Source organism: Streptomyces sp. NPDC024698 (assembly GCF_055559015.1).
This window is the reverse complement of record NZ_JBVHLK010000021.1, coordinates 84475-99471: the sequence shown is the minus strand read 5'-3', so window position 1 is coordinate 99471 and position 14997 is coordinate 84475. Positions and strand designations below refer to the sequence as shown.

General features: G+C 73.8%; 14 protein-coding genes. 7 read left to right on the top strand and 7 right to left on the bottom strand.

What is annotated here, in order from left to right:
• Window positions 1-248: 248 nt before the first annotated feature.
• A complete protein-coding gene (locus ACZ4AA_RS31735; RefSeq protein WP_467610403.1) occupies window positions 249-944 on the bottom strand; it encodes a GntR family transcriptional regulator in 696 nt (231 codons plus the stop codon).
• A gap of 264 nt (window positions 945-1208) precedes the next feature.
• Here ACZ4AA_RS31735 and ACZ4AA_RS31730 point away from each other — a divergent pair, with 264 nt between their 5' ends.
• Genes ACZ4AA_RS31730 through ACZ4AA_RS31710 form a run of 5 tightly spaced genes read left to right on the top strand, consistent with a single transcriptional unit; the run spans window position 1209 to window position 5647 of the window.
• Window positions 1209-2528: an MFS transporter gene (locus ACZ4AA_RS31730; RefSeq protein WP_467610401.1), complete on the top strand. Its 1320-nt coding sequence runs from the start codon at window positions 1209-1211 to the stop codon at window positions 2526-2528.
• Between the two features lie 56 nt (window positions 2529-2584).
• Entirely contained in the window at window positions 2585-3379 is a 795-nt protein-coding gene (locus ACZ4AA_RS31725) for a putative hydro-lyase (RefSeq protein WP_467610460.1), read from the top strand.
• Window positions 3380-3408: 29 nt separating this feature from the next.
• Window positions 3409-4167: a LamB/YcsF family protein gene (locus ACZ4AA_RS31720; protein ID WP_467610399.1), complete on the top strand. Its 759-nt coding sequence runs from the start codon at window positions 3409-3411 to the stop codon at window positions 4165-4167.
• Window positions 4164-4781, top strand: a complete 618-nt coding sequence (locus tag ACZ4AA_RS31715; RefSeq protein ID WP_467610397.1) for a 5-oxoprolinase subunit B family protein — start codon at window positions 4164-4166, stop codon at window positions 4779-4781. Before ACZ4AA_RS31720 ends, ACZ4AA_RS31715 begins: the two co-directional genes overlap by 4 nt.
• Window positions 4778-5647 carry a 5-oxoprolinase subunit C family protein gene (locus ACZ4AA_RS31710; RefSeq protein WP_467610395.1) on the top strand — a complete coding sequence of 290 codons (870 nt, stop codon included), beginning with the start codon at window positions 4778-4780 and terminating at the stop codon, window positions 5645-5647. Before ACZ4AA_RS31715 ends, ACZ4AA_RS31710 begins: the two co-directional genes overlap by 4 nt.
• 113 nt (window positions 5648-5760) lie before the next feature.
• Here the strand turns inward: ACZ4AA_RS31710 and ACZ4AA_RS31705 are convergent, their stop codons facing one another.
• The 5 genes from ACZ4AA_RS31705 to ACZ4AA_RS31685 form a co-directional block, all read right to left on the bottom strand.
• Window positions 5761-6615 (bottom strand): SGNH/GDSL hydrolase family protein, encoded by an 855-nt coding sequence (locus ACZ4AA_RS31705; protein ID WP_467610393.1) that lies wholly within the window; start codon window positions 6613-6615, stop codon window positions 5761-5763.
• Window positions 6612-7766: a glycosyltransferase gene (locus ACZ4AA_RS31700; RefSeq protein ID WP_467610391.1), complete on the bottom strand. Its 1155-nt coding sequence runs from the start codon at window positions 7764-7766 to the stop codon at window positions 6612-6614. The genes ACZ4AA_RS31705 and ACZ4AA_RS31700 overlap by 4 nt, the downstream gene beginning before the upstream one ends.
• Window positions 7763-8926, bottom strand: coding sequence for a glycosyltransferase family 4 protein (locus tag ACZ4AA_RS31695; protein WP_467610389.1), 1164 nt, complete (start codon window positions 8924-8926; stop codon window positions 7763-7765). The genes ACZ4AA_RS31700 and ACZ4AA_RS31695 overlap by 4 nt, the downstream gene beginning before the upstream one ends.
• 139 nt (window positions 8927-9065) lie before the next feature.
• Window positions 9066-10484 (bottom strand): HEAT repeat domain-containing protein, encoded by a 1419-nt coding sequence (locus ACZ4AA_RS31690; RefSeq protein WP_467610387.1) that lies wholly within the window; start codon window positions 10482-10484, stop codon window positions 9066-9068.
• A gap of 300 nt (window positions 10485-10784) precedes the next feature.
• On the bottom strand, window positions 10785-11177 hold the full coding sequence (locus ACZ4AA_RS31685; RefSeq protein ID WP_467610385.1) for an ankyrin repeat domain-containing protein: 393 nt from the start codon (window positions 11175-11177) through the stop codon (window positions 10785-10787).
• Window positions 11178-11437: 260 nt separating this feature from the next.
• Here ACZ4AA_RS31685 and ACZ4AA_RS31680 point away from each other — a divergent pair, with 260 nt between their 5' ends.
• A complete protein-coding gene (locus ACZ4AA_RS31680; RefSeq protein WP_037621052.1) occupies window positions 11438-11632 on the top strand; it encodes a hypothetical protein in 195 nt (64 codons plus the stop codon).
• 39 nt (window positions 11633-11671) lie between these two features.
• The gene (locus ACZ4AA_RS31675; RefSeq protein ID WP_467610381.1) at window positions 11672-13252 is read left to right on the top strand and encodes a hypothetical protein; all 1581 of its coding nucleotides are present in this window, start codon (window positions 11672-11674) and stop codon (window positions 13250-13252) included.
• Between the two features lie 199 nt (window positions 13253-13451).
• On the opposite strand, the gene ACZ4AA_RS31670 is transcribed toward ACZ4AA_RS31675, so the two are convergent.
• Window positions 13452-14951: an SCO1417 family PLP biosynthesis transcription factor gene (locus ACZ4AA_RS31670; protein WP_467610379.1), complete on the bottom strand. Its 1500-nt coding sequence runs from the start codon at window positions 14949-14951 to the stop codon at window positions 13452-13454.
• Window positions 14952-14997 lie beyond the last annotated feature (46 nt).

The following is a 14997-nucleotide window of genomic DNA, read 5'->3' as shown; positions in this document are numbered from 1 at the left end:
CGGCACAGTCACACAGCGCCCCGGCACCCTGCCCCCGCCCCCGAGTGTCGGACGCCACTCGCCGGGCGACACGGCGGCACCCGTCCGGGACCCGGCGCGGGAGCCGGTCCGGAGCCCGGTACGGGAGCCGGTCCGGGGCCCGGCACGGGAGCCGCACCTCCGGGCGCGAGGCCCGAAACAAGCGCGTCCCGCGCCCTCGCGCCCCGTGTTCCGCGCCCCCCGCACCCCCGCACCCCCGCACCCCGGTGCTACCTACCCCCGTCGGCCACCCGCCGCGCGTACACGTCGAGCAGGCCCGCGAGCGAGTCGTCGAGGTAGGCCGCGAGGAGGCGCTCCGCGCCGTCGCGGTCGCCCTCCTGGAGGGTCCGGAGGATCTCGTGGTTGCGGGCGAGGTAGGGCTCGTGGAGCCGCCGCGGGTCGTCCACGACGTGGAAGGCGAGACGCAGCTCGGCGAAGACGCTGCGCATCACCTCGTCGGTACGGGCGCTGCCGGCGAGCGCGACCAGTTCGCGGTGGAAGTGGATGTTGGCGGTCGACACTCCTTTCCAGTCACCTTCGCGCGCCGCCCGCTGCCCGTCGGAGACCGCTCCGGCGATCGGGTCGACGGCGTACGGCGGTGTGCCGAGCCCGCGGACCACGGCGCACTCGACGAGGGCCCGGGTGCGGTAGATGTCCTCTACGTCCTCGACGGTGAGGACCCGTACGAAGACCCCTCGGTTGAGTTCGTGGACCAGCAGCCGCTCGTGCGTGAGCAGCCGGAACGCCTCTCGCAGTGTGTTGCGGGAGACCCCGAGCGCGCCGCCGATGCTGTCCTCCGACAGCCGCGTCCCCGGCGGGAAGAAGCCTTCGGCGATCCGGCTCCTGAGGATGTCCGAGACCCTCTCGGCGGTGCTGGTGCGGCCCAAGAGGGCGCGGTCGTCGGCCAGTTCCATCAACTCTGCCATGCCCGGAATTCAACCGCAGACCCAGGAACGAAACAACACGGGTATTGAGGGATCGTTCAACGATCCTCTACCTTGTCGGACAGACGCTCCCGCACCACCCCACGTACACGGCTCTCCGCACCACCCCGGCTACATGATTCTCCGCACCTCCCCACGCGCACGGTTCTCCGCACCCCACGCAACGCGAACTCCCCAGCGCCAGAAGGCTTCCGCACGGCCCGGCTCAGTCCTCATGCACTCTCCGTCCCTCACTGCGAGGTGCCCATGAGCACGATCCCTCCATCTCAGGCCCTGACACCGGACACGCCGTCCGTCCCAGGTGAACTCCCGGATCAGGGAGGCCCGTTCGGCTGGCTGCGCGCGCTCGGTCCCGGGGGCCGGCGTGCCTTCGGCGGCGCGTTCGGCGGCTACGGCCTCGACTCGTACGACTACTTCACCCTGCCGTTGAGCATGGTCGCGCTCGCGGCCTACTTCGGCCTGAACAGCGGTCAGACCGGCCTCTTCACCACCGTCACGCTGGTCGTGTCCGCGGTGGGCGGGGCCGTCGCGGGCGTGGTGGCGGACCGGATCGGACGCGTCAAGGCCCTGATGATCACCGTGATCACCTACGCGGTGTTCACCGTGGCCTGCGGCTTCGCGCCGAACTACGAGACGCTGCTGGTCTTCCGTGCCCTCCAGGGCCTCGGCTTCGGCGGCGAGTGGGCCGTCGGCGCGGTCCTGGTCGCCGAGTACGCGAGCCCACGGCACCGGGGCCGCACCCTCGGCGCGGTCCAGAGCGCCTGGGCCGTCGGCTGGGGGCTGGCCGTGGTCGTCTACACGCTGGTCTTCCAGTACCTCGACGACGGCCTCGCCTGGCGCGTGATGTTCTGGACCGGCGCGCTGCCCGCGCTGCTCGTGGTCTGGGTCCGACGTCAGGTGCACGACGCGCCCGAGGCGGCTGCGGTACGCGAGAGGAGCGCGGACAAGGGGTCCTTCACCGCCCTGTTCAGGCGCGGCACCCCCGAGGTCCCGGGCCTGCTGCGCACCACGTTCTTCGCGGTCCTGCTCTCCACCGGTGTCCAGGGCGGCTACTACACGCTGGCCACCTGGGTGCCCACCTATCTGAAGACGGAGCGCGGACTGTCCGTCGTCGGGACCGGCGGCTATCTGACGCTTCTGATCTCGGGCGCCTTCCTCGGCTACCTGACCGGCGGTCTCCTCACCGACCGGCTGGGCCGCAAGCGCAACATCCTGCTCTTCGCGGTCCTCTCCGCGGTCTGCGTCCTCGCCTACGCGCACATCCCGAGCGGCGCCGACACCCTTCTCCTGGTCCTCGGTTTCCCTCTCGGCTTCTGCATGTCGGCGATCTTCAGCGGCTTCGGTTCGTTCCTCGCCGAGCTCTACCCCGCGGCGGTGCGGGGCACGGGACAGGGCTTCGCGTACAACACCGGGCGTGCCGTCGGCGCGGCCTTCCCCACCGCGGTCGGCTTCCTGGCCGACAGCTGGGGCGTGGGCGGGGCGCTGGTCTTCGGCGCCGTCGGCTACGCCCTGGCGGCACTCGCCCTGACCGGACTTCCCGAGACGCGTGGCAAGGAGCTGCTGTGAACGACACCGTCCAGGTCCACTCCTCCGCCCTCCCCGGCGAAGGCCCGGCGGGTCCCCTGAAGACCTCCGCCCCCGCGCGCGCGTGGACCCCCGGACGCGCCCGCCGGCGGTTCCGGTCCGGGCTGTCGGTGCCCACCGCCGGGATCGCCGCGGGCCACGCCCAGGCAAACCTCGTCTCGGTGCCCGCCGACTGGGCGTACGACATGCTGTTGTTCTGCCAGCGGAACCCGAAGCCGTGTCCCGTCCTCGACGTCACCGACGCCGGTTCCTGGACGACCGTGCTCGCCCGGGGCGCCGATCTGCGCACCGATCTGCCGGGCTACCGGGTGTGGGAGGACGGCGCGTTGGTGGCCGAGCCCACGGACGTCGTCGCGTACTGGCGGTCCGACCTGGTGTCGTTCCTGATCGGGTGCAGTTTCACCTTCGAGTGGGCGCTGAGCTCCGCGGGTGTGCCGATGCGCCACATCGAACAGGGCCGCAACGTCTCGATGTATGTGACGGCGCGCCAGTGCCGGCCCGCGGGCCGGCTGCGCGGCCCCATGGTCGTGTCGATGCGCCCGGTACCGCCCGAGCATCTGGCCACGGCGATCCGGGAGAGCAGTCTGCTGCCCGCGGTGCACGGCGCTCCGGTGCACTGCGGTGATCCCTCGGGGCTCGGCATCGAGGACCTCTCGCGCCCCGACTTCGGCGATCCGGTGGTCGCGGCCCCGGACGACATCCCGGTGTTCTGGGCCTGCGGGGTGACGCCCCAGGCGGCCGTGACGGCATCGCGTCCGCCGTTCGCCATCACCCACGCGCCCGGCCGCATGTTCATCACCGACACCCGCGACGAGCAGTACCGAGTGGCCTGAACGGGCCGGAGCAGGAGGCAGGGCAGCCCATGACCCGCATCGATCTCAACGCCGATCTCGGCGAGGGCTTCGGCCGCTGGCGGCTGACCGACGACGAAGAACTGCTGTCCGTCGTGACCAGCGCCAATGTGGCCTGTGGTTTCCACGCCGGGGACGCGGCCACCATGCGGCGGGTGTGCGGCCTGGCGGCGGAGCGGGGCGTACGGATCGGCGCCCAGGTCTCCTACCGCGACCTGGCGGGGTTCGGACGGCGCGCGATGGACGTGCCCCCCGACGAGCTGGCGGCCGAAGTGGCCTACCAGATCGGCGCCCTGGAGGTGTTCGCGCGCGCGGCCGGCTCGCGGGTGGCGTACGTGAAGCCGCACGGCGCTCTCTACAACCGTGTCGTGCACGACGAGGAGCAGGCGGCGGCGGTCGTCGACGGTGTCCTGCTCGCGGGCGCGGGTCTGCCCGTGCTCGGTCTGCCCTCCTCGCGCTTCCTGAAGATCGCCGAGGGCGCCGGACTGCCCGTCGTCGCCGAGGCGTTCGCGGACCGCGCGTACACCGATGAGGGCACGCTGGTGCCCCGCACGGAGGAGGGCGCGGTGATCACGCAGGCCGAGGCCGTCGTCGAACGCTCCCTGGGCCTGGCCCGCTCCGGGACGGTCACGTCCCGGAGCGGGGTGCCTGTTCCGGTCCGCGCGCGGTCGCTGTGCCTGCACGGGGACACGCCCGGTGCGGTCGAACTCGCCCGCCGGGTACGAGCCGGGCTGGAGTCCTCGGGCGTGCGGGTGGAGGCGTTCGCGTGAGGGTTCTGCCAGTCGGCGACCGGGCGCTGCTGGTCGAGGTCTCGTCGGGGGAGGCAGCCCAGGCACTGCACGCCGAACTGCTGCGGCGCCGCGCGGAGGGCTCGCTGTCCGTGCGGGAGATCGTCCCGGCGGCCCGCACGGTCCTCCTCGACGGCCTGGAGGAGCCGGCCCGGCTCGCGGAGCTGCTGCCGGCCTGGGAGATCCCCCCGCTGACGGCACGCGCGGACGCCGTCGTCGAGATCCCCGTACGGTACGACGGTCCCGACCTGGCGGACGTGGCGGCCCACTGGGGCGTGGGCGTGCGCGAGGTGCCGAAGATCCACGCGGCGGCCGGGTTCCGGGTCGCCTTCTGCGGGTTCGCGCCCGGTTTCGGCTATCTCACGGGTCTGCCGACGCGGTACGGCGTGCCGCGCCGGGCAACCCCGCGGACGGCGGTTCCCGCGGGCTCCGTGGCGCTCGCCGGCCCGTACACCGGTGTGTACCCGCGCAGTTCGCCGGGCGGCTGGCAGCTGATCGGCACGACGGACGCGGTGCTGTGGGACAACGCGCGCGTACCGGCCGCGTTGCTGTCCCCCGGCACGCGGGTGCGCTTCGTACCGGAAGGGTGCTCATGAGCGACCGGGCCCTCGCGGTGGTGCGGGCCGGGGCCCTGACCACCGTCCAGGACCAGGGGCGGCCGGGGCACGCCCATCTCGGCGTACCGCGCTCCGGAGCGCTCGACCCGCCCGCGGCGGCACTGGCCAACCGGCTCGTCGCCAACCCCGCCGGGGCCGCCGTGCTGGAGACGACGGTCGACGGCTGTGCCCTGCGCCCTCGTTCGGCGGTCACGGCGGCCGTGACGGGAGCGCCCTGTCCGGTGCGGGTGGACGGCCGTCCGGTCGCCTGGGGCGCTCCGGTCCGGGTGCCCGCGGGAGCCCTCCTGGACATCGGTTCCGCGCGCGGGGGGCTACGGAGCTATGTGGCCGTCTCCGGCGGCGTGGCGGTCGATCCGGTGCTCGGCAGCCGCTCGACCGACCTTCTCTCGGGGCTCGGCCCCCCGCCCCTGACGGACGGCACGGTGCTTCCCGTGGGGAGTCCCGGCACCCTCCACGCGCGCGTGGACGTCGTCCCGCACCGCGCCCCGCCCGCCGAACTGGTGCTGCGCGTGACCCTCGGCCCGCGCGACGACTGGTTCACCGACGCGGCCCTGCGGACGCTGACGACGTGCGCCTACCGGGTCTCGCCTGCGAGCAACCGCATCGGCCTGCGCACGCGGGGGCCCGCCCTGGAGAGGGCCGTCGCCGGTGAACTCCCCAGTGAGGGCATGGTCCTGGGTGCCGTTCAGGTACCGCCCGACGGGCGCCCGGTCGTCTTCCTCGCCGACCATCCGACCACCGGGGGCTACCCGGTGATCGCGGTCGTCCGTGCCACCGATCTCCCGGCGGCCGCCCAGGCGGTCCCCGGAACCCCGGTGCGCTTTGTGGCCGTACGCCGTCGGTGAGGGCGCCGCGGCGCCGTACGCGGGCGGCCGACGGGGCGCCGGGCCCGTGCCCGTCCCTCCGCCCGGCCCTCGGACCGCGTCCGCCCGGCCCTCGGGCCACGCCGGACCGCTCCTCAGGCCACGTCCGGCCGTTCCGCCGCCGTCAGGGCCGCGAGGGCGGACGCGACGGCGTGCGAGGCGCTCAGGTCGAGGCGGGCGCTGGTGCCCCTGGCCCGGTGGCGCACCTCGGACGCGGCGAGGGTGAGCAGCTGGGGCAGCAGGTCGGTGCAGCGCCTGGCCACCCAGCCCGTGCCCGCCGTGGCCAGCCACAGCAGACTCGCGGCGCGGGTCGGCGCGGGGAATTCGGCCTCGCCCGAGGGGGTATTGCCGTCGGCGAGGCCTTCCTCGGTGAGCAACGCGTGGAAGCGCAGGGCGAGTTGGCGGTGGCCCAGTTCCCCGGGGTGCAGCCGGTCGGCGCTCCACACGGCGCGGTCCTTGAGCCACTCCTCCTCCGCCGCGTGCAGATGCAGCGTCCCGTGCCGCTTCGAGAGCGCGTGCACCACGGCGTTGACCGCGTGCTGACGCCTGGCCAGCGGACGGGCGAGGGCTCCCGGCAGCCCGAGCATCGAGCCGGGATCGGGGAGACAGGCCGTCAGCACGGTCGCGCCGCGCGCGCGAAAGGCCCCGTACACCGTGTCGAGCCGTTCGGCCACCGCGTGGATGTCGAAGGTGTACCGCAGGGTGTCGTTGACGCCGATCACGACGGAGACGAGGTCGGGCTCAAGGGCGAGCGCCGCCGGGGTCTGCCGTTCCAGGACGTCCCGTGTCTGCGCCCCGCTGACCGCGAGGTTGGTGAACCCCACGGGCGCGTCCACCGGCGCGAGCCCCGGGGCGAGCAGTTCGGCCCACCCCCGCCACCGGTCCCCCACGGGGTCGCCCACGCCTTCGGTGAGGGAGTCCCCGAGGGCGACGAACCGCAGCGGTCTCATGCCACGCCCTCCTGGAGACGCGGCCGGGTCACGGCCGTGGCGTCGTGCGCGGCGAGGAAGCCCGTCACGGCGGCGTCCCAGCCGAAGCACTCGGCACGCGCGCGTGCGGCCTGCCTGCGTTCGGCCTCGGCGCGGGAGAGCAGCAGGCGTACCGCGTCGGCGAAGGAGTCCCCGCTGTCGGCGGCGGTGGCTCCGGCGGAGCCGACGATCTCCGGCAGCGCGGAGAGCGCGCTGGCCACCACGGGGGTGCCGCAGGCCATCGCCTCCAGGGCGGCGAGCCCGAAGGTCTCCGCCGGTCCGGGTGCCAGGCACACGTCGGCCGAGGCCTGGAGCGAGCCCAGCAGGGTGCGGTCGGCGACGTGTCCGAGGAAGGTGACGGGCAGCCGCCGCTCCCGGGCGCGCTGTTCGAGCCGGGTCCTGAGGGGACCGTCGCCCGCGACGACGAGCACGGCCCGCTCGCCGCGCCGCAGCAGGGCCTCCAGCGCGTCCAGCGCCGTACCGGGGCGCTTCTCGACCGAGAGCCGGGAGCACATCACGAGCAGGATCTGGTCCGCGCGCGCGTGGCGGGCGCGGAGCGCGGGGTCGCGCAGGGCGGGGTGCCGGTCCGTCAGATCGACGCCCAGGGGAGCGCGTACGACGTTGCGGGCGCCGATCCGCACGAACTCGCGCTCGGCGAACTCGGTGGTGCACACCACGCGCGCGTAGGAGTGCGCGGTACGGACGTTGAGGGCGTCCGCGGTGCGGCGGGCCATGGCCTCGGACAGTCCCCAGGTCCGCAGCACGCCGTCGGCGGTCTCGTGGGAGACCATCACCGCGGGCACCCGGGCGCGCCGCGCCCACACCCCTGTCCAGCGCAGGGTGGTGCGGTCGGAGACCTCCAGGCGGTCGGGGGCGAGCGACTCCAGGAGCCGGGCGACCCGTCGTCTGTCGGTGAGGACGCGGTAGCCGCCGGTGCCGGGCAGCAGCGGTCCCGGCAGGGTGATCACCCGCCCCTGCCCGGTGTCGCGGTCGCTCGCCCGCTCGCCGGGTATGACGAGGACCGGTTCGTGGCCGGCCGCCCGGTAGCCGGCGCCGAGCTCCCGCAGCGCGGTGCGCAGCCCGCCGGAGGAGGGGGCGACGAAGTTGGCGAGCCGTACGATGCGCAGGCTCATGCCGCCACCAGCTTCCGCGCGGAGAGCACGTCCTCGTAGTGGCCGATGAGCTGGTCTCCCACGGCGGCCCAGGTGCGGCCCTCGACCATGGCGTGGCCCGCGGCGCCGTAGGCGGCCCGCAGCGCGGGGTCGGCGGCGAGGGTGCGCACCGCGTCCCGTACGGCGTCGGCGTCGCGCGGCGGGACCAGCAGTCCGGTGCGGCCGTGGTCGACCAGGTCGAGCGGCCCGCCCGCGGCGGGCGCGACGACGGGCACGCCGCTGGCCATGGCCTCCTGCACGGTCTGGCAGAAGGTCTCGAAGGGGCCGGTGTGCGCGAAGACGTCCAGGGAGGCGAAGATCCGGGCGAGTTCGCCGCCGGTGCGCCGGCCGAGGAAGACGGCGCCGGGGAGCGCGCCGCGCAGGGTGGCCTCGCTGGGTCCGTCGCCGACCACGACGACCCGGACCCCGTCCAGTTCGCAGACGCCGGAGAGCAGTTCGACGTGCTTCTCGGGGGCGAGCCGGCCGACGTAGCCGACGATGAGCTCGCCGTTCGGCGCCAGTTCGCGGCGCAGTGCGGCGTCGCGGTGAGCGGGGCGGAAGCGGACGGTGTCGACTCCGCGCGCCCACAGCCGTACCCGGGGCACGCCGTGCGCCTCCAGGTCGCCCAGGGCGGCGCTGGAGGGGGCGAGCGTGCGGTCGGCGGCGGCGTGCACCGAGCGGATGCGCCGCCAGGCGGTGGCCTCACCGGCGCTGATGTAGGTGCGGGCGTATCCGGCGAGGTCGGTCTGGTAGACGGCCACGGCGGGGATGCCGAGCCGGGCGGCGGCCGCCATGCCGCGGACGCCGAGGATGAAGGGGCTGGCCAGGTGGACGATGTCGGCGCGGTGTTCGGTGATCGCGGCGGCGACACGCCGGCTGGGGAGGGCGACGCGTACCTGGGGGTAGCCCGGGAGCGGTATCGAGGGGACACGGACGACCGGGCACGGCGCGAGGGCGTCGGGCCCGTGGCCGGTGGGGGTGCCTCCCTGTTCGGGGGAGGCCGGGGACTTGGGGGAGGTGGCCGGGGCGACGACGAGGGGAGTGTGACCGCGATCGACGAGGTGCCGGGCGGTCTGGAGCGCGCAGTGGGCCACGCCGTTCACATCGGGGGGAAAGGATTCGGTCACGATGACGACACGCATACGGGTGTTCTCGCCCCGCTGGACGTGGCCGCGTCAACGTGGATCTATGCGAACGATGAACGTCCCATGAGCGTTGCCCTCCGCCCCCGAGCAGGTCAGCCCCCGTCCACGCGCTCCTGACTCCCGGGTCACCGAACGTTCATACGGCCGGCATGTCGGGCCCGATCCTGCTCCGTACCGCTGTCTGGACTTCGGCCTCCTCGGCCGGATCAGCCGCCAGCCGACGCAGTTGGTCCACCACACGCGCGTCGCCGGTCTCGGCGTGCCGGGCGGCGATCTCCCGGGTGGTCTCCTCGCAGTCCCAGAGGCATTCGACGGCGAAGCCGGCGGGGAAGGAGGGATCGGTGGCGGCCAGGGCGCGGGCGGCGCGCTGACGCAGGTGCGAGGACGCGGTCTCCCGGTAGATGTGCCGCAGCACAGGGGCGGCGCAGGCGATGCCGAGCCGTCCGGTGCCGTCGACGAGGGTCCACAGGGTCGGCGCGTCGGGGCCCTCGCCCCGTACCGCCTCGCGCAGGGCCGCCAGGACGAGTTCGCTGTCGTGTGCTCCGCCCCGGCAGGCGAGGACGCGGCCGGCGGCGGCGCCGAGGGCGTCGGGCCGGTGCGCCCAGCCCCGGGCGTGGTCCACGGCGGCGGCGCTCCGCATCCGTTCGAAGGCGTCGACGGCGGCCTCGGAGACGGCTGTCGAACCGTCCGCGACGGCCGCCTCGATCAGGTCGAGGGCGTCCGGGTCGTCGCCGTCGGCGAGATAGCGCAGCGCTGTGCAGCGGGCGCCCTCCGCGCCGTGGCGTGCGGCCTCGACGATCTCGGGGCGGTCGTCGGGACCGGCGACGGCGGTCAGGCAGCGGGCGGCGGGGACGTGCAGCGCGGCTCCGCGTTCGATGCCCTGCTGGGCCCATGCGAAGACGGCTTCGACGCTCCACCCCGGGCGGGGTCCCGACGGCCGCATCTGGCGTTGCCAGCGGTCGAAGGATCCGGCTTCCTGGGCGGCGCGCACACGGGTGGCGACGGACGTACGGGAGTCGTCGGCCCACAGCCGCCAGGGCCGGGGCTCGAAGGCGTCGCGGACGGCGACCCGGAGGGCGGCCTCGCCCTCCGGGTCGGCCGGGAACCGGGCGAGCACGGGGGCGGCGAGGGCGCGCAGGCCCGCGTCGTCGTCGCGCAGGGCCAGTTCGTCCAGGGCCCAGGCCCAGTTGGAGCCGTCCGCGGCGTACCTGCGCAGCAGCACGAGCGCGTCCCGCCGGCCGTAGGAGGCGAGGTGTCCGAGGACCGCGAGGGCGAGCCCCGTGCGGGACTCGCAGTCGTCGAGGATGTCCTCGGCGTCGAAGAGGTGCCGCTCGATCTCGTCGAGCTCGCCGCTCAGATCGAGGTAGAGACGGGCGTAGTACAGGGAGCGGTTCTCCACCTGCCAGTCGTGGCGGGGGTCCCTGAGGACACAGTGGTTCAGTGCCGCGAGCGCCTCGGCCCGCGGTGCGGTGAGCGCGTGCAGCGTGCCGTCGCCGCGGCCCCTCTGGAGCAGGCCGAGCAGGGTACCGCTGGGCGCTATGACCGGATCGAACATGGGAAACAGCCTCACATCAAGCGTCGACGCAACCGGGATCCTGCATTACCTGGCCGCGTGACAACACGTCGGGGCGCCCGCCGTCTCTTGCTTGCTGTAGACCATCTTCCTCTGCCTCTCGTCGGTGGCCCATGCGGGCCGCGTCACGGCCCGCGCGGTGCGGCAACTTCTGCCCAGCCATCGCGTCCGTGAATCACGTCGTCATGATGACCCGGTCGTTCTTCCTGCCGCGACCGTATTTCCGGCGGCCCCGTTCCGCCTCCCTTTTTTGCTGCGTTTCGGCTGGTCAGCGCGTTCGATTCATGGCGTGCCGAACAATTCGAGCAGGTCCGTCTTGGCGAACATGCGCGCCGTGTCGACGGCCGAGGGCGTGCCCGCGGCCGGATCCGCACCGGCGGTCAGGAGCACCCGGATGACGGCTTCCTCACCCTTGAAGACGGCTCCGGCGAGCGGGGTCTGGCCCCGGTCGTTGATCCGGTCGGCCTCGGCGCCACGGTCCAGCAGGGCGCGGACCGCCTCGGCGTGACCGTGATAGGCGGCAAGCATCACGAGCGAGTCGCCGCGGTCGTTGGTGAGGTCCGCCGGAACACCCGCGTCCACGTACGCCACGAGCGCCTCCGTCTCGCCGCGTCGCGCCAGATCGAAGATCTTGGTCGCGAGCTCCACGACCTCGGGGTCGGGGGCTTCGCTCATCTGCCGGACCGCCTCTCACTGCAACCGTTCGGGTGAATCGACAGCGTACTGGCTCCGGCGGCACATGACAGGCATCCCCTGCGGCAAAGATCACAAAATGCGCATCGGGCGCAACAGGGCAGCTCAGACGGCGCAAGACGGCTCCGTCGCATGAGTGAAAACAGCCGTTTTTCACCCGCTTGCACCTTTTATCGTATGGATACATGCTGTGATCCTGGGACAACTCATGGTGACCGTCCCCACGAACCAGGAGAGCTCAAATGATTCTGTCCATGTCCGGCGTCGTCCTTCTCGGCATCATCGTCTTCCTCTTCTTCAAGAAGGACGGACTGAAGGCGTCGCACGCCCTGGTGGCCGCGCTCTTCGGCTTCTACCTCGCGAGCACCGCCATCGCACCGAGCATCAAGGCCGGCGGGGAGAGCCTGGCGGGCCTCCTCGGCGGGATCAAGTTCTGACGTCGTCCCCCACCACGTACGCACCTTCAGGAGACAGCAGTGGCCCGGCGCCCTCTCCCCCGCATCCTCAGCAACGGCACCGCACAGATCGCCAAGAGCCGGGAGCTGGCCCGGACGGCAGCCGACAGCGCCACCGATGTCCTCCATCCACTGATCACGGTCACCCGTGGACTGCGCCGGCTGGCAGCCGCCGGACGGCGCAAGTGGGCCGTCACCCCCAAGGACCGGCGCGGACCGCTGCTGTTCCTGGTGGCCTCGGTCGTCCTGATCGTGGCCCTGGTGCCGTACGGACCGCTGCTCGCCGTCATCACCCTGATGGCGGCGGCGGCCTGGACCGGTCGCGAGCGCACCCCACCGCCCGCGACCGGCCCGGACGAGGCACAGCTCGGACGCCTCCAGTCCCTCTACGAGGCGCTCGTCCCGTACTTCTCCGTGGCCGACGACCCGGCTCCCCTGTACGCGCACGGCGGCGACTGGGAGAAGGCGTTCGCCTCGTACGACTTCGACGACGACGGACGGATCTCGCGTCTGCTCGTCCACTACCCGGCGTACTTCACGGACGGCGAGGCGGACTCCCGCGCGCGCATCGAGCAGGTGCTGCACGCCAAGTCGGGCCGCGGCCGTGAGTACCACTTCGACTGGGACGAGGAGGGCAACGAACTCACCGTCACGGTCCTGCCGCCCCTGCCCACCGACATCGCCGCCCAGCGCTTCGTCACCGCGCCCGGCGAGACGGTTCTCGGATTCACCGATCCGGGCGACGTCCAGCGCACGCTCCCCCTCACCCACGGGGAGGAACGGCGCGACGTCCCTCCGGTGGTCTGGCGCACGGGCGTCCGCTCCACCGAACCGCATCTCCTGATCACGGGCGAACCGGGCGCCGGCACGACGACCCTCCTGCGCTGCATCGCGTTGCAGGCACTCCAGTACGGCGAGGTCGTCGTCGTCGACGGCGGAGGCACCGGCGAGTACGCGTGCCTGACCGGGCGCGAGGGCGTCCTGGCCGTCGAGTGCTCGACGGGCGGGGCGCTCGCCAGTCTGGAGTGGGCGGCGCACGAGACCGAACGGCGGCTGATCGCCGCGAATCGCGCCCGCCAGGCCGGGCACCCCGCCCCCGGAGACACCAGGAACCCACTGTGGATCCTGCTGGACCGGCCGAGCGCGCTCGGCCATCTGGCCGCCGCCGACGGACGCGAGGACCCGCTCTCCCTGCTCCAGATCCCGCTGCGGCACGGCCGCGCGGCGGGCGTCACGGTCGTGATCGCCGAGCACGCCGAGAACCTCGACTTCATCGGCGACGCGGTGCACCAGCACACCCGCGCGCGGGTGGTGCTCGGCACCGTCCCGGCCGCCCAGCTGGAAGCGGTCCTCGGCGCTCCCCCGCACACCACCCCGACCCGGGACGTGCCGCCCGGCCGCGGCTACGCCCGCCTGGGCACCGGGCCCGTCCTGCGCCTCCAGGTCCCGGCCACGCCGGACCCCTACGACGACGCCACGAGCGAGGCGCAACGGCGGGCGGTGCTCGACCTGCTGCCGGAACGGACGACTCCGGGTGACGCGGCGGAGCGGGTGACCTCCGAGGTCGCCGGGATCGCCGGGGCCGCGGTGGCGGAAGGATAGGGCACCGACCCCGAGGACCGCCCACGCCCATGGAACGGGCCGGAGACCCACCGCGGGGTCTCCGGCCCGTTCCTTCGTCCGACGGCCACCACGGACCTCCGGTCCGTTCCCGTGTCCACGGCCATCGCGGACCTCCGGCCCGCGCCCGTGCCGGACTCCCCGCTCCAGCGCCGCCCTCCGCTCCGCGGCCCCCGTACCGCTACGCCACGAACGTCCGGGGCTCCTCGTCCCCGCCTCTGGCGCCCGTCTCCACCAGGCGGGCGGCCGCGGCCAGGCGCGTCGCCGCCTCGTCCGCCACCGCGCCGCCCACCGTGAACGGCAGCCGCACGTACCCCTCGAAGGCGCCGTCCACTCCGAACCGGGGCCCCGAGGGCACCCGTACGCCCACGCGCTCGCCGACCTCGGCCAGCCGCGACCCGGACAGGCCGCCCGTGCGCACCCACAGCGTCAGACCACCGCGCGGTACGGAGAACTCCCAGCGGGGCAGCTCGCGGCGCAGGGCCGCCACCAGGGCGTCACGGTTCTCGCGCGCCTGGTCGCGCCGGATGTCGACGGCCTCCTCCCAGCCACCGGTGCTGAGCAGCCAGTTCACGCCGAGTTGTTCCAGCACGGGCGTGCCGAGGTCGGCGTAGGCGCGCGCGGCCACCAGGCTGCGGATGACGTCGGGGGCGGCCCGCACCCAGCCGATCCGCATGCCCGCCCAGAAGGCCTTGCTCGCCGAGCCCACGGTGATCACGGTCGAACCGGCCGGGTCGAAGCCGCACACGGGGCGCGGCATCTCCAGCCCCTCGTCCAGATGCAGCTCGCTCATCGTCTCGTCGACGACGAGGACGGTTCCGGCCGAGCGCGCCGCGTCCACGAGCCCGCGCCGCTGGTCCTCGTCGGCGAGCGCGCCGGTGGGGTTGTGGAAGTCGGCGACGACGTAGGCGAGGCGGGGCGCGGCGTCGCGCAGCACCTGGCGCCAGCGGTCCATGTCCCAGCCGGCCAGGCCCTCGGCCATCGCGACGGGCACCAGCCGGGCACCGGCCTCGCGCATCAGCTGAAGGATGTTGGCGTAGGAGGGGGACTCCACGGCGATGCGCTCGCCGCGGCCCGCGAAGAGATGACAGATCGCGTCGATCGCGCCCATCGCCCCGGTGGTCACCATGATCTGCTCGGGCATGGTCGGGATGCCGCGTGCCGTGTACCGCTCGGCGAGCATGGCGCGCAGCGCGGGCAGGCCGGCGGGGTAGTCGCCGTGCGTGTGCGCGTACGGCGGCAGTTCCTCCAGGGCGCCCTGGACGGCGCGGGTCAGCCACGGCTCGGGCGCGGGCAGCGCCGCGCAGCCGAGGTCGATCATCGAACCGAGTGTCTCGGGCGGCAGCGGCTCCAGACCGCGCGCGGGCAGCGGATTGCCCGCGGGGACCGCGGTCCAGCTGCCCGCTCCGCGACGCGACTCCAGGAATCCTTCCGCGCGCAGTGCCTCATAGGCCGCGGCGACCGTCGTACGGCTGACCGACAGGGCCAGCGCCAGCTCCCGTTCGGCCGGCAGCCGGGCGGCGACCGGTACCCGGCCTTCGAGCACGAGCAGCCGCACCCCGTCGGCGAGCGCCCGGTACGCGGGCGGACGGCGGGTCCCCGGTCCCGCGGGCCGCTCCTGCTGCGAGTTGAGGAGGCGGGCCAGTTGAGCGGCCCCCACCGCCGAAGTCCACTGCGCCATGATTCCAGTCCACCTTCCCCGAATTGGCCATGGATGTAGCCACTTC